We start from the raw sequence: 18,069 nt of genomic DNA on the forward strand, positions 1-18,069 counted from the left end.
GTGCAGACTCGCAATCCACACCGAAACCAGAGGCCCTCGCCCCGTTCAAGCACCCCTCACGGCGCGTCGCCCGTCACCAACCTCCCCGGACAACACATCAGGCCGTAGCCGCCGTCGGTGACCGGGGCGGTGGACAGCTCCCAGGCGAAGGCGATCGCCTCTTCCTTGAAGTAGTCGCCGAAGGAGAAGTTGCCGTTCATCTGGAAGAAGGAGCCGTGCCGGGTGGTGCGGCCGACCTCCTCGATGTCCAGGGTGCGCACGCATTTCTGGACGCTCGTCGCGCGCGGCCAGGGCGCCTGTGCCTCGCCGGTCAGGTACGGCTTGAAGGGGACCATGCCCGCGTTGACGAACAGCAGCGTCGGGTCGGGCGTCGGCAGCGGGGCGCTGGGCACGACGGTGTGACCGCGCTCGGCGAAGAAGTCGAGGAAGCGGCGGCGGACCTCGGCGGTGCGCAAGGTGGGGCTCCGGATGCTTACAGGGGTGGGACGGCCAGATGCCGGGCGGGGTGGCCGGGGCCGAGGAAGACGACGATGCCCTTGCCTTCGGGGGCGGGATGGGTGGCCTGGGTCCAGCCCTGGCGGCGGTAGAAGGACATGGCCCGTCCCGACTGGACGGAGGTGAGCAGCCAGGAGCGGCCGTCGGGAGCGTCCGCGGTGATCGCCTCCAGCAGCTCGGCGGCGAGGCCGGTGCCCTGGGCATGGGCGCGGACGGCCAGCTCGTTTATCTCGCGGGCCCCGCACAGCCACTCCACGGTGCGGTCGGGGCCGAGGCTGACGGCGGCCTGGGGATAGCAGCGGTCGGTGGGGAAGGGGACGAGAGTGGTCCAGGCGGTGGCCAGGCCGACGACATCCGGGCCCGCGAAGGCGAGGGCCGCGGTGAAGCCGGGGCGGCCCGCGTTCACCGGGAGCCGTTCCACGAACTCCGCCGCCTTCTCCTCGTCCTCGTTCCAGGGCGGGGCGCAGAAGGCGTCGACGTAGACGGAGCGCAGGGCGGCGGCGTGGTCGAGGAGGCCGGTGCCCTTGAAGACACGGATGTCCATCATGCCGCCACCGTCCTGGTGGTGGTCGCGACGGGGTGCAGGGCCGCGTACTCCAGTGGCGCCGAAGGGTCGATCGACATGTCGAGCGGGGCGGGCTCGGCTCCGGCGCGTACGAGGAGGTCGCCGACGGCGGCGATCATCGCGCCGTTGTCCGTGCACAGCCGCAGCGGCGGCACGCGCAGGGTGATGCCGACGGTCCGGCAGCGTTCCTCGGCGAGGGACCGTACGCGCGAGTTGGCGGCGACCCCGCCGACCACCACGAGTGTGTCCACGCCGTGCTCGGCGCACGCCTCGACCGCCTTGCGGGTCAGTACGTCCGCCACCGCCTCCTGGAGCGAGGCCGCGCCGTCGGGCACCGGCAGCTCGCGGCCCGCGTGCCCCTCCGCCCAGCGGGCGGCGGCCGTCTTCAGACCGGAGAAGGAGAAGTCGTACCGGTGGTCCGGCGATCCGGCCAGCGGGCGCGGGAAGGGGACAGCGCGCGGATCCCCCACGCGCGCTGCCCGGTCGATGGCCGGACCGCCCGGATACGGCAGCCCGAAGACCCGCGCCACCTTGTCGAAGCATTCCCCCGCGGCGTCGTCCAGGGTGTCCCCGAGGTGGACGATCGGATCGCGGACCAGATCGCGTACGAGGAGGAGCGAGGTGTGGCCGCCGGAGACGATCAGCACCATGCAGGGGTCGGGCAGCGGGCCGTGTCCCAGGGTGTCGGCGGCGACATGGCCGGCGAGGTGGTGTACGCCGTACAGCGGGACGCCGAGTGCGTAGGCGAGGGCCTTCGCCCCGGCCAGGCCCACCTGGAGCGCGCCGGACAGCCCCGGACCGGTGGTGACGGCGACCGCGCCGATATCGGACAGCCGCAGACCTGCCGCGTCGAGGGCCCGCTGTACGACCGGCCGCAGCGCGTGCACATGCGCACGGGCGGCGATCTCGGGGATGACACCGCCGTAGCGGGCGTGTTCGTCCATGCTCGACGCCAGCGCATGGCCCAGCAGCCGCCCGCCCCGGACGAGTCCCGCGCCGGTCTCGTCGCACGACGACTCGATGCCGAGCACGATCGGAGCACTCACGCCGACCCCTTCCTGCACAGGATACGTTATTGCGCATAGTGTGCAATAAGAGGGCTGGTGATGCGTACCCCAGCGGCCGCACGGTGCGCTGATCGTCCTGCGCCCGACCGCCTGACAGCCGCCCGTGAGACCCGGACCGTCCGCGGTCGTGGGACGCGTGGCCGCCGGTTACCCAGGGTGTGCGCGCCTCGCCCCGATCCGGCAGTTCATCCGCTGCAACCAGAGCATCGGCCGAAGACCAGTAGCGAACCCGAGGAGTCGGGCCGCAGCCCGGTCAGCTCCTCGATCCTTCCCACCGCCTCGGTCAAGTGCCTGCTCGCCAGGGCCGCGATATGGCCGCACTGCTGACACACCGTGTGGTGATGCGGCTCTCCGGTGATGCCGTAGCGCGTCGCGCCGGGGCCGTGGACCGCGTGCGTCAGGCCAACCGCTGTGAGGGCCTCCAGCGTTCGGTAGACGGTCGTGTGGTGGACCGCCTTCCCGGACCGGGTCAGTTGCTCACACGCTTCCGAACTGGAGAGATGACGCTCCGAGGCGGCCAGCAGGGCCAGTACGCGCAGTCGGCCCGGAGTGCAGCGCAGCCCGTGGCGCCGCAGCAGCTCACGGGGTTCCGGTGCCTTCTTTGCGTTGTCGTACGTCAACGCCGAGTGCCTGCTCACACCATTCGCCTCTCTCTCGGCCGGTCCGGGACCCGCGGGGGCGCGGAGGTCGCCGCCCGCCGCCTGCTGTCGTTCCGGGGGTTCGTCGCGGCCGGAAAGGGAGCGGGACAACCGCGTCCACTGCGACACGGCAGAGGTCCTAGGCCCAATGCATGATCGGCAACCTACCGCTCTTACCATTAGTGTGCTGCTGCATACCATTCGCAATAACGCCCGGAGGATGTTGCACATGGCGATTTACACGCTCCCGGAGCTTCCGTACGACTACGCGTCGCTCGCCCCGGTCATCAGCCCCGAGATCATCGAGCTGCACCACGACAAGCACCACGCCGCGTACGTCAAGGGCGCGAACGACACGCTGGAGCAGCTCGCGGAGGCGCGGGACAAGAACTCGTGGGGGTCGATCAACGGCCTGGAGAAGAACCTGGCTTTCCACCTCTCCGGGCACATCCTGCACAGCATCTACTGGCACAACATGACCGGTGACGGCGGCGGCGAGCCGCTGGAGAAGGACGGCGTGGGCGAGCTCGCGGACGCCATCGCCGAATCGTTCGGGTCGTTCGCGGGCTTCAAGGCGCAGATGTCCAAGGCATCGGCCACGACGCAGGGGTCCGGCTGGGGTGTGCTGGCGTACGAGCCGGTCAGTGGCCGGCTGGTCGTGGAGCAGGTCTACGACCACCAGGGCAACATCGGCCAGGGCTCGACCCCGATCCTGGCCTTCGACGCCTGGGAGCACGCCTTCTACCTGCAGTACAAGAACCAGAAGGTGGACTTCATCGAGGCCATGTGGAAGGTGGTCAACTGGCAGGACGTGGCCAAGCGCTACGCCGCCGCCAAGGAGCGCGGCAACAGCCTGCTGCTGGCGCCGTGACAGCGTAGCCCCACAGAAGTCCTGCTTGTGATCGTCTTCTCACCTTTCACCGGCAGGCGGACAGCGAAGGGCTCCCGCGGACAACCTGTCCGCGGGAGCCCTTCCGCTACCACCGAACACTGACGGCGCTCCTGGGGGCCAACCCCACCGCGTTGGCCGGCCCCGTTCGTCCGCGACCCGTCGCGCACCAGGACCTCCGGGCTTTACTGCGAGTTTGTTGCAAGTGAAACCGTTGTGCGTCTGAATTGAGCCACGTCCCTGCGTGAACCAAGGAAGACCACCCATGACCTCTGCCCCCTCAGCCGGAACCTCGGCTGGTCACACGAAATCCCGCTGGCGGCGCATCTCCGGCTCGATGAGCCGGGCCGAGTGGGGCCGCGCGGCGGGCATGGCCGGGTTCATCGCCGCCCTGCACATCATCGGTTGGTTCACGCTGGTGGCGATCGTCGCTCCCGAGCACTACAGCCTGGGTACCAAGACCTTCGGCGTCGGCATCGGCGTCACCGCGTACACCCTGGGCATGCGGCACGCGTTCGACGCGGACCACATCGCCGCGATCGACAACACCACCCGTAAGCTCATGAGCGAGGGGCAGCGGCCCCTGTCGGTCGGCTTCTGGTTCTCGCTGGGCCACTCGTCCATCGTCTTCGGCCTGGCGTTCCTGCTCTCCCTCGGCGTCAAGGCCCTCGCCGGGCCGGTCCGAAACGACAACTCCGAGCTCCACGATGTCACCGGCCTGATCGGCACCGCGGTCTCCGGCACGTTCCTCTACATCATCGCGATCATCAATCTGCTGGTCCTGGCCGGGATCTGGAAGGTCTTCCGGCGGATGCGCTCCGGCCACTTCGACGAGGCCGCCCTGGAGGAGCAGTTGAACAGCCGCGGGCTGATGAACCGGTTGCTCGGACGGCTGATGAAATCCATCACCAAGCCGTGGCAGATGTACCCCCTCGGTCTGCTCTTCGGCCTGGGTTTCGACACCGCCACCGAGGTGGCCCTGCTGGTGCTCGCCGGGTCCGGCGCCGCTTCCGGGCTTCCCTGGTACGCGATCCTGTGCCTGCCGGTGCTCTTCGCCGCCGGAATGTCGCTGCTGGACACCATCGACGGCTCGTTCATGAACTTCGCCTACGGCTGGGCCTTCTCCAAGCCCGTGCGCAAGGTCTACTACAACCTCACCATCACTGGCCTGTCGGTCGCCGTCGCCCTCATCATCGGCACCGTCGAACTGCTGGGCCTCCTCGCCGAGAAGCTCCATCTGCACGGCGCCTTCTGGGACTGGATCAGCGGCCTGGACCTCAACATCGTCGGCTTCATCATCGTCGGCCTGTTCTTTGCCACCTGGGCCATCGCGCTGGCCGTGTGGAAGTTCGGCCATATCGAGGAGAAGTGGACGGCCGGGCTGCGCCCCGCTGAGAAACAGCCGGACTGAAATGCGGATGCGCGTATCCCGCATACAGCGCAAACACAAAGCAAAGCGCTACGCCCCTCCGGCCGGCTCCGGACGGCGGGGCAGCAGTGCCACGGCGAGGACCGGGACGGCGGCGAGGATCAGCCAGGGCACGGCGGCCGGGAGGCGCAGATCGAGCAGGGAGCCGGTGGCCGAGCTGCCGATGAGGACGATCAGGCCGGATACGGAGGACAGCGCGCCGGTGTAGAGGCCGAGCCGTCCGTCCTCGGCGAGGTCGGGCACCCAGGCGCGGGCGGCCGGGACGACCAGCATCTGGCCAAGGGTGAGCAGGATGACGAAGCCCGCAGTGGGCGGCAACCCGGCGGCGCCCGTCCAGGCGGCCGGGCGGGCGGCGGCCACGACCGCGAAACCGGCCGCGATGAGCAGCAGTCCGACGGTCATCGAGCGGCGCAGGTCGAGCCGGTTGCCCGCCCAGCGGGTGACCGGCAGCTGAGTGAACACGACCAGCAGCGAGGACAGGGCGAACAGCCATGACAGCGGCACCTGGGAGCCTGCCACCCGTTCCACCTCGTCCGGCAGGATCAGGTAGAGCTGGTTGTAGGCGAGCAGGTAGCTGCCGTACGCGCAGCACAGGGCGAGGAAACGGCGGTTGCGCACCATCACGCGGAGTCCGCCCGGCTCCCGTATCCGAGCCCGGCCGGGTATGTGCTGCGGCATCAGCCACGCGTGCCCGGCGAGGACGAGCACGAAGACCCCGGCTCCGGCGAGGCACGCGGCCCGGAAGTCCACGGCGAGGAGCAGGCCGCCGAGGAGGGGACCGACAAACGTACCCGCCTGGCCGGCGGCGCTGAACAGCGCCAGCACTCGGGTGCGCGGGCCGTGGCCCTCCTCCTCCCAGAGCACGGCCTGCCGGGCCACTTCGGATTCCACCGCGGGCGAGAACAGGGCGGCGGCGAAGCCGATCAGCAGCACCGCGCCGATCACCGCCCAGGTCCGCTCCGCGTAGCCGAGCCAGACGAAGCCCGCGATCCGCGCGGCACAGCCGGTCAGCACGAGCGGGCGCACACCGTGGCGGTCGACCAGCCAGCCGCCGACCATGAACAGGCCCTGCTGGCTGAAGGTCCTCAGGCCCAGGACGAACCCGACCATCCAGCCCGCCATGCCGAGCGCGGTGCCGAGGTGCCCGGCGAGGAACGGCAGGACCGCGAAGAAGCCGACGTTGAAGACCAGTTGGGTCAGGACCAGCAGCCGAAGGAGCGGAGACAGGCGCCTCCAGGTGCGCTCGCGTGAGGACCGCGGTGTCCCGGAGTGGGCAGGAGCGTAGATCTTGAGCACCTGCACACAGTATGCAATGGGGCCCGTGCCCCGATGCGGTGATTAGCTGTCGTGCTGACCGGCAGTGGATCCGGCTCGGCCGACGCCGTGTCCCCGGGCATGGCGGTCAGAACACCGGTGAGACGGGCTCGGGCGGCGGCCAGGCCGTCTCAGCCCTGGCCAGGTCGACGCCGCAGCGGGTCGCCATACCCTCCCTCGGTGTGCCGGGCGAACTGGAGACGCTGGGGCAGGACAAGAAAGGGAGACGGCCACGTTCACGGTGGACCGGGTCGCCGAATACCCGAAGAAGAGCTCTTCCCCACCCTGGAGGTGTACAACAACGTCGAACACGCGGGGTTGCGCCTGGTCACCTGCGGCGGTGACTTCGACGCGAAACGGCACTACTACCCCAGCAATGTCGTGGTGTTCGCCACCATGACGAGCGTCGCGTAGGCGCACATGGGGTGGCCCCGTGTCCGGGGCCACCACCCAGCAGCTATGCCCTTGCCGATGCTCAGGGCGTTTACGGTGGGGTACGTGACGCTGAGCGCGAGATCCCTGCTGCCGGTCAACCTCACCCTCGGTGTGCTACTGGGAGTGCTGCTGGTTGCGGCTGCCGGGGTCGTCTACTGGTTTCGGCTGTCCCCCGATTCCTCCGCCGACCGTCCACGGGAGATCGTGATCGCGGGCGTGCGTGCGGCGGCGCAGCTTGCCACTGTGTCCCTGGTCATCACCTGGGCCGTCACCAACTTGGCGGGTCTGGCAGCGTTCCTGGTCGTGATGTTCGGCGTCGCCGTGCGCACGGCGGGCCGACGGCTGACGAGCAACCACACCTGGTGGCTGACCGCCGCACCGATCGCCGCCGGCGTTGTCCCCACGGTGGCAGCGCTGCTGCTGACGGGACTCGTTCCCGTGAAGGGCCTTGTGCTCATCCCCATCAGTGGCATCCTCATCGGCGGCGCGCTGACGGTGACGGTGCTCGCGGGCCGGCGCGCCCTCGATGAGCTGGAACTTCGCCGCGGTGAGGTCGAGGCGGCGATGGCTCTGGGTTTCCTGGACCGGGATGCGCGAATGGAGATCGCACGGCCGGTCGCGTCCGACGCGTTGCTTCCGGGGCTGGACCAGACGCGCACAGTCGGGCTGGTGACGCTTCCCGGGGCGTTCGTGGGCATGCTCCTGGGCGGGGCGAGCCCCATGATGGCCGGGGCGGTTCAGTTGTTCGTCCTGATCGCCCTGATGGCGGTGCAGGCCATTGCCGTCGCTGTGACCGTCGAACTCATCGCTCGACGCCGCCTGTTCCGTCCTGTGGCGCAGGCCGCCTGACGTCCGCACCGGGCCGCCGGACGCCACCACCGCTTCCTCGCCGCGTCGGAGCCGGCCGCCATGCCGCACCCCGCGCTCCGCGGTTTCCGCGAGCCCCTGGCCCATGCCCTTGACCGCTGGGCCGACGCCGCCGCCCTCGTGATGGGCGACCGGAAGCCTGGCCGCGAAGGCGAAAAACCGCGCGGCCCTCATGGCCCACCGGTCAAAAAGCCCTGCGGCCCGGCAGGGGGCAGTTCTCACTACGGCCGGCGGCGCCGTACCCCGTCGTGTGATGGCTCTCGTCCCGCATCCGCCGGTGGCTCGCCGTCTATTCGGTCCATGACCCTTCACCGGGGGAGTGTGCGCGAGTTGGACATCCTGACGCCACGGGCCCGGCTGATCAGCCGGGCGGAGGCGCGGCCGGCAGGCGGACCACCAGGCGCGCCCCGCCGATGCCGCCGTCGTCCGGCGCGGGGTCCTGGTCGGCGTGGGCGGTGCCGCCGTGCGCGGTGATGACCTTGCCGACGATGGCGAGGCCGAGGCCCGAACCGCCGGCTTCGCGGGACCGCGCCTCGTCGAGCCGGGTGAAGCGCTCGAAGACCCGCAGCCGGTCCGCGGCCGGGATGCCCGATCCGTCGTCGCTGACGGTGAGTTCGACGGTGCCTCCGCGTTCGCTGAGGGCCACCCGTACCCGCTGGCCGGCGTGGCGGCGGGCGTTGTCCAGCAGGTTGCGTATGACGCAGCGCAGTGCCTCGGCGTCGCCCCGCACCCGCCCGCCCGAGACCCGTCGGGCGTCGATGTCCGCCCCGGCCAGGGAGCGCTGCCTGCGGACCTCGGCCAGCACCACCTCGTCCAGGTCGATGACGCGCGCGACCTGGGACCGCGACCGGGCGGGGTCCTCGCTGCGGGCCAGGGCCAGCAGTCCCTCGACCAGGTCGTGCAGCCGTACCGTGTCCTCCAGCAGGGTGGCGGCCATCCGCGGGTCCCGGTCGGGGTCGGGGTAGCTGGACATGACCTCGAGCTGGGCCCGCAGGGCCGTCAGCGGGCTGCGCAGTTCGTGCGCGGCGTCGGCGACGAAACGGCGCTGGGCGACGGAGGCGTCGTCGAGGCGGGCGAGCATGTCGTTGAGGGTGACGCCGAGGGCGTGGATTTCGTCCTGGCAGGCGGGCAGGTCGAGGCGGCGGTGCAGATCGGTCGCGGTGATGTCGGCGGCCTGGCGGCGCAGGCTCTCCACCGGGCGCAGGGTGCGGCCGGCGGTGAGCGAGATCGTCCACGCCACCAGCGCGGTCAGCGCGGGCACTCCGATCACCAGGCCGGTGCTCAGGCTGGACAGGGTGTGCTCGGCCTGGGCCAAGGAGACGCCCACGACGATGGTGGAGGGCCGGCCGTCGACGCGGATCGGGCGGGCCAGTACGCGGAAGTCGCCCCCGTCGCCGATGCTGAGGTCACCCAGGGTGGTGGGATGTCCGGCGAGCACCTGCGGGGGGAGGGGGCTGGGGAAGCCGCTGGGACTGCCCGGGCGCGTGTCGTAGTCGGAGCTGGCCCGCACCTTCCCGTGAGTGTCGAGCACCTCGACGACATCGGCGTCCCCGCCGTTGGAGGGAATGAGGGAACCCAGCCGGTCGTGCCGGACGAGGGAGGTGACGTCGGACAGCCGCTGGCGGCCGGTGCTGTCCCGGTCCTGCCACATGGAGTGCTGGAGACCGAGCAGCAGTCCGAGGCCGGCCGCGACCATCGCGAGGGCGACGACCATCGTGGCCCACAGGGTGACCCGGGTCCGCAGGCTCATCCTCTGGGGCAGCCGCCGCACCCGGCCGAACCCCGGACGCCCGATGGGAAGGCGCCGGGACATTCAGCCGCCCTTCGCGTCCAGCCGGTAGCCGATGCCGCGTACGGTCTCGATGGCGGACCGGCCGAAGGGGATGTCGATCTTGCGCCGGAGGTAGCCGACGTAGACCTCGACGATGTTGGGGTCGCCCTCGAACCAGGCGTCCCAGACTTCCGCGAGCAGATCCGTCTTGCTCACCACCGTGTCAGGGCGGCGCAGCATGAACTCCAGCAGCCCGAACTCGCGCGGCGTCAGATCCAGAGGCTCGTCGCCGCGACCGCACCGGTGGGCGGCCGCATCCAGCCAGAGATCACCCGCACGGAGTACCGGCGACCGCTGCGGGGCGCTGCGGCGCAGCAGCGCGCGGATCCGGGCCAGCAGCACCACGAACGAGAACGGCTTCGTCAGATAGTCGTCCGCGCCGAGGTCGAGAGCGTCCGCCTCGTCGTACTCCCCGTCCTTGGCCGTGAGAATCAGCACGGGGGTGGTGATGCCCACCGCGCGCAGGGTCCGGCACACGTCGTAGCCGTTGCGGCCCGGCAGCATCAGGTCGAGCACGATCACGGCGTAGTCGTTGTGCCTGATCAGGCTGAGGGCCTTCGTGCCGTCCCCGGCGATGTCGACGCCGAACCCTTCGGAGCGCAGTCCGCGCTCCACAGCGGCGGCGATGTTCTGCTCGTCCTCGACAACCAGCACGTGCACGTGACATCACCTCATGACCGAACCGACGGGTCGGCCGGAAGACTGATCCTCGATTGCGAGTCTAGAGGCCGGACCGCAGGTCGGCCGCGCGTCTCTCAGCGGGCTCTCAGGGTCTCCTCAGCGCTCACTCAGCGCTCTCAGGGCCTGCACAGGCCGTATCCGCCACAGTGGAAAGTGCCTGCCGCACACAGGCGTCAAGTCCAACGCACCTGCACCATCCGACGAAAGGCGCCCATCGTGGCACCGACTTCCGCGCCGCGGCGTACGGACGAACCTCCGTCCTCCACCGCCGGTACCGCGCCGAAGCCCGCCCCGCGCATCTCCGAGCCCCGCGTCTCCCGCCCAGCGCCCACCGGACTCTGGGCTCTGATCATCGCCGGGGGGTACGCCGCGGGCCTCGCGGCGGACGCCTTCGGCGTTCCCGCCCCCTACCTGCTGTCCTCACTGCTGGCCGGCGCCGCCCTGGCGCTGTGCGGAGTGGTCCGCGACCGGCTCCCGGCACCGGCCCACCGGGCCTCGCAGGCACTGGTCGGCGCCCTCATGGGCAGTTACCTCACCCCGTCCGCGCTCGTCTCCGCGGCGCCCGTCGCGCTGCCGCTGACCGTGGTCACCGCGACCACCATCGCGCTGAGCGTCGCGGTCGCCTGGTTCCTGGCCCGCGGCGGCCGCATCGACCGGCCCAGCGCCGTCCTCGGCATGGTGCCCGGCGGTTCGGCCGCCATCGTCACCTGCGCCGACGAGCTGAACGCCGATGTGCGGCTCGTCGCGTTCACCCAGTACCTGCGCGTCGGTCTCGTCGCCACCACCGCGCCCCTGGTGGCCCACTGGGTGACCTCCGCGTCCTCGGCGGCAGGCGGTCACCCGGGCGCGGGCGGCGGCGCCGGATCCGGCCTCCTCCACGTGGTCGCCGGGTCGGACCAGTTCACCGGCCTGTTCACCCTCGCCATTATCGCCGTCGTCGGTTCCTGGGCCGGTCGGCGGCTGCGGGTGCCCACGCCGCTGCTGATCGGGCCGATGCTGGTCGCCCTGGTCGCGACGCTCAGCGGCGTCGTGCCCGGCTTCGCGCCCGTCGGGGTGGGCCAGAACGCCGTCTTCGTCCTTGTCGGGCTCGATGTGGGCGTACGGTTCACGCGCCGGACGCTCGTCAGCGTGCGGCGCCTCCTGCTCCCGATCCTGGCTTGCATGGCGGTCATCTGCCTTGGCTGCGCCGGGCTGGCGTGGGTTTTCGCCGGGGTGACGGGCACCGCCTTCACCGATGCCTACCTCGCCACGACCCCCGGGGGGATCAATGCGGTCCTCGCCGCCGCGGTCTCCTCCCACGCGGACGTCGCGCTGGTTTCGACCGTGCAGAGCCTGCGGCTCCTGGTGGTCATCCTGGTTACGCCGATGATCACCCGCCTGCTGGCGTCGCGGTGGTCATGGCCCGTCGGCGTATCGGTCACCACCGCGGTGCGAGGCCAGGCGCTTCCGCCCCGACCGCCCCATCGCCGGCTGACATCCTCACGTGGACAGGCGACATCGGCGGGCCGGCAGTAGCACCCGGAGAAGCGCCACTGCCGTCACCACGGTGCCCGCCCGCCGGTCGTTGGCGCGGCTCGGCAGTGCGCTGGAAACGATCCCCACCCTGCGAGCGTCTACAGTAACGTAGACCACCTACACGCCTGTAGTAGGACGCGAGGTGGTGTGTCCGGTCGTCCGTAGCGAAGGGGCCCATGCCGATGATGACCACACCCGTATGGATGTCGTCGCAGCTCGCCGTCAATGTGCTCGACGCGCGGTCGCTGCTGGGCGCTTTCGGCGTGCTGGGTGTCGGCGTGGTGATGTTCGCCGAGACGGGGCTGCTGATTGGCTTCTTCCTGCCGGGTGACTCCCTGCTGTTCACTGCGGGCCTGCTCTGCACGGGCAACGGCGGGCACGGCGTGGGGTTGTCGCTGGGGCCGCTGCTGGTCGCCGCGGCGGTGGGCGCGCTGGCCGGCTCACAGTGCGGCTATCTGATCGGCCGCAGGGCAGGTGGCGCACTGCTCGCCCGGGGCCGTTCCGCCCGGCTGCACGAGGGGGCGCGGCGGGCGGAGGATCTGCTGGGGCGATACGGGTATGCGAAGGCGATCGTGCTGGCGAGATTCGTGCCGGTGGTCAGGACCGTGCTGAACCCCCTGGCCGGGGCGCTGAACGTGCCGGTCCGGGTCTTCACCGTCTGGCAGGTGATCGGCGGGCTGGTGTGGAGCGTGGGGCTGACGCTCGCGGGGTACGCCCTGGGCTCCTCGATCCCGAATGTGGACCGCTATCTGCTGCTCTTGGTCGCGCTGATCGTGGCGGTGTCGCTGATTCCGTTCGGTGCGGAGCTGTACCGGAGTCGCAGGCGGGCCAAGACGGAGGAGGCTGGTGGATGATCCCGTCCTTCGACGGAGCGGTGGTTTCGTGAACCGCGGAGATGCCCCCGGACTGGCCGGAAGCGTGGCTCTGGGCGCGTGGACGGCGCTGGGCGTGCTGACCATGGTCGTCGTGGGCGGTGCCGGTGCTCCGCTGTGGCTGGACGACGGCCTCCTCGGATGGTCCATCGGCCACCGCCCGGATGTGATGCGGACCCTCGCCCGCGCAGTGACCGACACCGGGACCGGCGTCATTCCGTACGTACTCGCCACACTGGCCGGCTTCCTGGCGGCCCGCGCCGTGCGGCAGCGGCTGCTCGCCGCCGCGTTCTGCCTCGCTTGTCTCGGTGTGGGGCAGGCACTGCGGTACGGCGTGATGGAACTTGTCCACCGCGCCCGTCCCCCGCGGGGCGACTGGGCGGCGCACGCGAGCGGTTGGGCGTTCCCCTCGGGACACGCCACCACGGGAGCCCTGGCCGCCGGACTGCTGATGGTCGCGCTGACCCTGCGCGCTCCGCGCGGAGCGACGTCGTTCAGGGTCGTCGTCGGCTGCTGGGGTCTGCTGGTCGGGCTGACCCGTGTCTATCTCGGGGTGCACTGGTTCACGGACGTTCTCGGCGGCTGGTTGTTCGCCGTCGGCTGGCTGGGGGTGTGCCTGTACGCCGCGGGCCGGTGGCTGCCGGCCCTCTCCCTGACCCCCACCGATACCGCCCCCACCGCCGAGAGAGCGCCGGAGGACCATGCGCCGCAAAATCCTGATCGTCGAGGATGATCACGCCCTGCGTGATGTGCTCCGTCGCGGTCTGTACGAAGAGGACTTCGACCCCGTCCCGGCCACCGACGGCGCCACCGCCCTACGCCTGGTCGGCGCCGAGATCGCCGCGGTCGTCCTGGACATCGGCCTGCCCGACGCGGACGGACGGGACGTATGCCAGGCCATGCGCGCGGGCGGGTTCCACGCCCCGGTCGTCTTCCTGACCGCACGGCACCACCTCACCGACCGGCTGTCAGGCTTCTCGGCCGGGGGTGACGACTACCTGCCGAAGCCGTTCCACCTCGCCGAGCTCGCCGCCCGGCTGCGGGCGGCGCTCAAGCGGGCCGCGCCCCCGCCGGCCGCCTCGGCCGGGGCTCTGGTCCTGGACGCGGTCCGGCACAGCGCGACCGTGCACGGCACCCGGGTCGCCCTGTCCCCGACGGAGTTCCGGCTGCTGGCCACGCTCGTCGCCGCGGACGGGGACCTGGTGCGCCGCCGTGATCTGGTCAGGGCGGGCTGGCCCGAAGGCGGACAGGTCAGTGACAACACCCTGGATCAGTATCTGACCAGGCTGCGCCGCAAATTGCGCGAGACGGGCAGCGGCCTGACCATCGCCACCGCGCGCGGGATCGGGCACCGCCTGTCATGAGATCGGTCCGGCACCGACCGGTGCTTCGCGCTCTGGCGCCCCGTACCCTGCGCGGACGGCTCTCGCTCGTCGCGCTGACCACCGCCGCGCTGCTGATCACGGCGCTGACCGTGGTGTTCAACACCGTGGTGGAACGACACCTGCGGCACCAGGCGGACGACGAACTGCGGGCCCGGGCGACCGCCGTCGCCACGACCGTCGACACCAGCGGCCCCCGGGTGCGCGTCCTGGAGACCGCCAACGATCAGCTGCTGGACACGAACGTGTGGATCTACGCGGGGAAGCGCCTGCTGGAAAAGCCGCCCGCCACCGCGGCGGGCAGCCCTCCCACCCGGACCGCCGGCCGGCTCGCCGCGCGGGGTGCGCCCGACTGCGCGACCGTCCACGCCGAGGGCCAACGGTCCGTCCGCCTGTGCGCCCGGCCCGTGTCCGGTGGCGATGCCACGGCCACCGTCGTCACGGCCCTCGACCTCAGCCCGTACCAGAGCTCGGCCGACACCCTGCTGGTGGGATCGCTGATCCTGGACGCGTTCATGCTTGTCTGCGCCTATGTGCTGACACGTCTCGCGGTCGGCCGAGCCCTGCGCCCGGTGCGGACGATGACCGACCAGGCCACCCAGTGGAGTGCCGTGGCCTCCGAGACACGCTTCAGCACCGGGGGAGGCCCGGTCGAACTGGCCCGTCTGGGCACCTCGCTGGACGCGCTGCTGGACCGCATACGTGCCGTGCTGCGTCATGAGCGGCAACTGACGGGGGAGCTGTCCCACGAGCTGCGGACCCCACTCACCCGGATCATCGCCGAACTCGACTGGTGGCGGTCCAGGCCCCGCTCGGCCGCGGAGACCCGGGCCACTCACGAGGTGATCGACGAGGCCGCCCAGTCCATGCGGACCATCTGCGACACGCTTCTGCGCGACGCCCGCGACACCGCGGCCGACACCTCAACAGCCCCCGGCACGGCCGGTGTCGTACCCGTCCTGCGCCGCATGGCCCAGCGCCTGGACACACCGGTCCGGGTGAAAGCCGTGGTGGCGGCCGAGGGCGGGCACCACGAGGCGGGAGTGGCACCCGCTTTCCTCGAACGCGTCGTCAGCCCGTTGCTCGCCAACGCCGTCCGTCACGCCCGTTCCACCGTCACCGTGTCCGTGCGGCACACACCCGGCGCCGTGGTCATCGACATCACCGACGACGGACCGGGCGTACCGGAGGCGTTCGTCGGCGAACTCTTCCAACCGGGGCGGCGCGCCGACCCCGGCGACGGTCACCACGGAGCGGGCCTCGGACTGCCGCTCGCGCGCCGTCTGGCCCGCTCCGCGGGCGGCGAGGTGACCTACGACGCCGGGCACGCGCCCGGGGCGCGATTCACCGTCACCCTGCCCGCTGGGTGACCGGCTCCCGCTCCTCGCTCCGCGGGCCCGGGACCCGGCGCTCTCGCACGTGGGCGTAGGCCATCAGGCCGATCAGGACGGCCAGCAGGACAGCCGACGAGCCCGCCGTGCCCAGGTCGAGGCCGCCCTTGGCGACCGGCTTGGTGAGGAAGTCGCCCGCGGTGGCGCCGAGCGGCCGGGTGAGGACGAAGGCGATCCAGAACAGCAGCACATTCGGGACCACGGAGACCTTCATCATCGCGACGAGGACGGCCAGGACCCCGATGACCAGGAGCGCGCCACCCGCGTAGCCCAGACCGGAGCTGTCGGACAGGAAGTCTCCCATCGATGTGCCGAGCGTGTTGGAGACGAGGATGGCCGACCAGAACAGGGCCTCACCGCGGAAGGTGACGATGTCGCGGATCTGGAACGTCATCCCGCTCGCCTTCCACGCCAGGAAGATCACCAGCAGGATTGAGATCAGGATCGCCGCGCCGGCCGGATAGCCGATGCCCAGGCCCTGCGGACCCCAGCCGAGCGAGGTGGCGCCGCCCGAGAGGTACTTGGCGCTGGCGTCACGGTTCATGAAGTCGGACATGGTAGTGCCGGCCATGCTGGTCGACAGGATCACGGTCCAGTAGAAGAAGGGGTTGTAGCGGCTGGACCTGAGCTGGACGACGAGGGTCACCACGAAGAGCAGGAACAGCGCGATCGTGGTGAGGAAGTAGCCGAGCTTCATGGTCTGGGCGAAGAGGTCTCCGGCCGTCTCACCCAGCGTTGTCGCGGCGATCTTCATGATCCAGAAGGCCAGGGTGACCTCGGGCAGTTTCTTCATCACCGACGTGCTCGTACTCGCGACGTCGAGGTCGGTGAGGACTTCCGGCTTCCCCATGTACATGCTCCCGTCTGATCGGGGATACGGCGCTCATGCCGAACGGGTCGGGCGTTCCGCGAGCCGGACCGACCGCGGACGGCGGTGGTGTACGACCCTGTCAGCCGCGGCCTGAACGCATCCTGAACACCTGCCGGCGCTCCGACCGTCTACCGGGCGACTCGCTCCGGTTCGGTGACGTCCTTGCGCGTCACCGAAAGGAACACGACCAGGCCGAGAATCACCGCCAGGAACAGCACACTGGTCACGACCGTGCCCAGACCGAGGCCGCCGTCGCCGGTCGGCTGGGAGAGGTAGTCGCCGACGGAGGCGCCTAGCGGGCGGGTGAGGATGTAGGCGATCCAGAAGCTCCACACCGCGTCCAGACCGAGGGCGAAGTGAGCGACGGCGACGGCGGCGATGGCCAGGGCGAACAGCAACGCGGACAGCCAGTACCCCAGGTTCATCCGCTCGGAGACCAGGTCACCGGCCGCGGTGCCCAGGGCGAAGGTGAACAGCACCGCCAGCCAGTAGAAGGACTCGCGGCTCGTGGAGTCGATGGTGTGGATGGACAGTGTCCGCTCCCGCCGGTACCAGACGGCGAACACCACCGCCAGGATGATCGCGAACACCGTCGTGCTCGTCTCCAGCGGTACGCCCATGTTGTCGGTCAGGTTGTCGCTGATCAGCGTGCCGACGACGCTGATCAGGGCCACGACCGGCCAGTACACGCCCGCGCGGTAGGCGCTGGTGCGGAACTGCACGACCAGCGCTGTGGCCAGCAGCGCGCTCATCAGGGCGGACACACCCGTCAGGCCGAGCCCGGCCTTCTCGTTCAGCAGGTCGGCCGCGGTCTCACCCACCGTCGTGCACAGCACCTTGATGACCCAGAAGTAGAGGATGACTTCGGGGACCTTGTTCCAGCGCCGTCGGTGACTCGACCGAGCGGTGGGCCTGTCGTCGGCAGGGGTCGGGAGAGGCTCAGATGTCTCGTAGGTCATGAACCCCGAACCTGCCACCGGACACCTGAACGCATCCTGATTACCGCGACGGCGCCCTGCCCATGCAAGGGGAGAGCGGCTCACCATCGTTCACGGTACTCGGCTGCCGTGCTGGGCGGCTGTCCCGCCCACGCCGGTAGGGGTCGCACAGGCGGGCCGGGGCGTGTGTGTAGTTGCGGCCTGAAGCCTCCGGTCTCGAGCAGGCTTCTGGCGATGTAGTTGGTGAGGCTGCGGAACCCGAGCGCTGATCCGCGCAGGTGCTCGAGCCGGTCGTTGATCGCTTCGGTGGGTCCGTTGGATGTGCCGGGCCGGTCGAAGTGGGCCAGGACGTCAGCGGCGCGCTTCTTCAGGGTCCGCGGTGGCGTCCGTGGGACGTTTCTCCGGACAGGGCTTGCGGGACGCCAGCGCCTGGCTCCGAAGCCGACCTGCGGCGTTACCGCCAAGGGTTCGGCTTAGGGACACGGGTGCGTCTTTGCGCCGCCGGCGACGCGCCACATTGGCGGCGGGGCGGCTTGGGGCTCCGGCCGGTTGAGCGCCGGGCGCTGAAGTACGCCGCCGGGCGGTGCGGGTCGACCTGGGAGAGGTACACCGTTTCATCCCAGCCCGGCCCCAGATGCGGTACCACGAGGGCGAGTTGGGCCGCCGCATAGGCGAGGGCGACCAGCGCAGGCCACGGGATCCGGCGTGGCGGGCGGATGACCGTACTCGAAGCGATCATGCCGTGAGCGCTCCGGTGCCCAGCAGGCCGAGCAGCAGCAGGCCGATGGCGACGCGGTAGATGACGAAGGCGTTGAAGGAGTGCTTGGCGACGAACTTGAGCAGCCAGGCGATCGAGGCGTAGGCGACCACGAACGAGACGGCGGTGCCC

18 protein-coding genes and 2 pseudogenes are annotated in these 18,069 nt (G+C 70.6%); 9 read left to right on the forward strand and 11 right to left on the reverse strand.

The features are described 5' to 3' along the window. Positions 1 to 98: 98 nt before the first annotated feature. The 4 genes and pseudogenes from ABD329_RS45345 to ABD329_RS45360 all read right to left on the reverse strand — a co-directional run. Positions 99 to 455, reverse strand: a pseudogene (locus tag ABD329_RS45345) (alanine--tRNA ligase-related protein); the annotation flags it as partial. A 17-nt stretch (positions 456 to 472) separates the two neighbouring features. Continuing rightward, a complete protein-coding gene (locus tag ABD329_RS45350; protein WP_344318017.1) occupies positions 473 to 1,039 on the reverse strand; it encodes a GNAT family N-acetyltransferase in 567 nt (188 codons plus the stop codon). Next, entirely contained in the window at positions 1,039 to 2,106 is a 1,068-nt protein-coding gene (tsaD, locus tag ABD329_RS45355; protein ID WP_198280382.1) for a tRNA (adenosine(37)-N6)-threonylcarbamoyltransferase complex transferase subunit TsaD, read from the reverse strand. Before tsaD ends, ABD329_RS45350 begins: the two co-directional genes overlap by 1 nt. 206 nt (positions 2,107 to 2,312) lie before the next feature. Beyond that, positions 2,313 to 2,765 carry a Fur family transcriptional regulator gene (locus ABD329_RS45360; RefSeq protein WP_309142877.1) on the reverse strand — a complete coding sequence of 151 codons (453 nt, stop codon included), beginning with the start codon at positions 2,763 to 2,765 and terminating at the stop codon, positions 2,313 to 2,315. A gap of 229 nt (positions 2,766 to 2,994) precedes the next feature. Here ABD329_RS45360 and ABD329_RS45365 point away from each other — a divergent pair, with 229 nt between their 5' ends. Both ABD329_RS45365 and nicT read left to right on the forward strand, forming a co-directional pair. After that, positions 2,995 to 3,636 (forward strand): superoxide dismutase, encoded by a 642-nt coding sequence (locus ABD329_RS45365; RefSeq protein WP_198280380.1) that lies wholly within the window; start codon positions 2,995 to 2,997, stop codon positions 3,634 to 3,636. A gap of 283 nt (positions 3,637 to 3,919) precedes the next feature. Further along, on the forward strand, positions 3,920 to 5,065 hold the full coding sequence (nicT, locus tag ABD329_RS45370; RefSeq protein ID WP_198280379.1) for a Nickel transporter NicT: 1,146 nt from the start codon (positions 3,920 to 3,922) through the stop codon (positions 5,063 to 5,065). 48 nt (positions 5,066 to 5,113) lie between these two features. On the opposite strand, the gene ABD329_RS45375 is transcribed toward nicT, so the two are convergent. Continuing rightward, on the reverse strand, positions 5,114 to 6,370 hold the full coding sequence (locus tag ABD329_RS45375) for an MDR family MFS transporter (RefSeq protein WP_309142878.1): 1,257 nt from the start codon (positions 6,368 to 6,370) through the stop codon (positions 5,114 to 5,116). 318 nt (positions 6,371 to 6,688) lie between these two features. Here ABD329_RS45375 and ABD329_RS45380 point away from each other — a divergent pair, with 318 nt between their 5' ends. Then, positions 6,689 to 6,811, forward strand: coding sequence for a class F sortase (locus ABD329_RS45380; protein ID WP_281404701.1), 123 nt, complete (start codon positions 6,689 to 6,691; stop codon positions 6,809 to 6,811). An 84-nt stretch (positions 6,812 to 6,895) separates the two neighbouring features. Then, entirely contained in the window at positions 6,896 to 7,681 is a 786-nt protein-coding gene (locus ABD329_RS45385; protein ID WP_198280377.1) for an ABC transporter permease, read from the forward strand. A 379-nt stretch (positions 7,682 to 8,060) separates the two neighbouring features. Here the strand turns inward: ABD329_RS45385 and ABD329_RS45390 are convergent, their stop codons facing one another. After that, positions 8,061 to 9,512 (reverse strand): ATP-binding protein, encoded by a 1,452-nt coding sequence (locus ABD329_RS45390; RefSeq protein WP_344318015.1) that lies wholly within the window; start codon positions 9,510 to 9,512, stop codon positions 8,061 to 8,063. After that, on the reverse strand, positions 9,513 to 10,190 hold the full coding sequence (locus ABD329_RS45395) for a response regulator transcription factor (RefSeq protein WP_198277151.1): 678 nt from the start codon (positions 10,188 to 10,190) through the stop codon (positions 9,513 to 9,515). Between the two features lie 237 nt (positions 10,191 to 10,427). On the opposite strand from ABD329_RS45395, the gene ABD329_RS45400 reads away from it, so the two are divergent. The 5 genes from ABD329_RS45400 (at position 10,428) to ABD329_RS45420 (ending at position 15,350) form a co-directional block, all read left to right on the forward strand. Continuing rightward, on the forward strand, positions 10,428 to 11,726 hold the full coding sequence (locus tag ABD329_RS45400; protein ID WP_198277152.1) for an AbrB family transcriptional regulator: 1,299 nt from the start codon (positions 10,428 to 10,430) through the stop codon (positions 11,724 to 11,726). 185 nt (positions 11,727 to 11,911) lie between these two features. After that, on the forward strand, positions 11,912 to 12,580 hold the full coding sequence (locus ABD329_RS45405; RefSeq protein WP_198277162.1) for a DedA family protein: 669 nt from the start codon (positions 11,912 to 11,914) through the stop codon (positions 12,578 to 12,580). A 28-nt stretch (positions 12,581 to 12,608) separates the two neighbouring features. Further along, the gene (locus ABD329_RS45410; protein WP_198277153.1) at positions 12,609 to 13,331 is read left to right on the forward strand and encodes a phosphatase PAP2 family protein; all 723 of its coding nucleotides are present in this window, start codon (positions 12,609 to 12,611) and stop codon (positions 13,329 to 13,331) included. Beyond that, the gene (locus ABD329_RS45415; RefSeq protein WP_198277154.1) at positions 13,300 to 13,962 is read left to right on the forward strand and encodes a response regulator transcription factor; all 663 of its coding nucleotides are present in this window, start codon (positions 13,300 to 13,302) and stop codon (positions 13,960 to 13,962) included. The genes ABD329_RS45410 and ABD329_RS45415 overlap by 32 nt, the downstream gene beginning before the upstream one ends. Continuing rightward, complete coding sequence (locus tag ABD329_RS45420; RefSeq protein ID WP_198277155.1) at positions 13,959 to 15,350, forward strand: sensor histidine kinase; 1,392 nt, start codon at positions 13,959 to 13,961, stop codon at positions 15,348 to 15,350. The genes ABD329_RS45415 and ABD329_RS45420 overlap by 4 nt, the downstream gene beginning before the upstream one ends. Here ABD329_RS45420 and ABD329_RS45425 read toward each other — a convergent pair. The 4 genes and pseudogenes from ABD329_RS45425 to ABD329_RS45445 form a co-directional block, all read right to left on the reverse strand. Continuing rightward, positions 15,331 to 16,221 (reverse strand): COG4705 family protein, encoded by an 891-nt coding sequence (locus ABD329_RS45425; protein WP_198277156.1) that lies wholly within the window; start codon positions 16,219 to 16,221, stop codon positions 15,331 to 15,333. The genes ABD329_RS45420 and ABD329_RS45425 overlap by 20 nt on opposite strands. Positions 16,222 to 16,370: 149 nt before the next feature. After that, a complete protein-coding gene (locus ABD329_RS45430) occupies positions 16,371 to 17,201 on the reverse strand; it encodes a COG4705 family protein (protein ID WP_198277157.1) in 831 nt (276 codons plus the stop codon). Positions 17,202 to 17,368: 167 nt separating this feature from the next. Then, positions 17,369 to 17,557 (reverse strand): annotated as a pseudogene (locus tag ABD329_RS45435) (transposase); the annotation flags it as partial. A gap of 358 nt (positions 17,558 to 17,915) precedes the next feature. Then, positions 17,916 to 18,069: undecaprenyl-diphosphate phosphatase (locus tag ABD329_RS45445; protein ID WP_344318018.1), on the reverse strand; the 154-nt coding region annotated here is incomplete at its 5' end.

This window comes from Streptomyces javensis (assembly GCF_039525925.1).
Taxonomy (GTDB): domain Bacteria; phylum Actinomycetota; class Actinomycetes; order Streptomycetales; family Streptomycetaceae; genus Streptomyces; species Streptomyces asiaticus.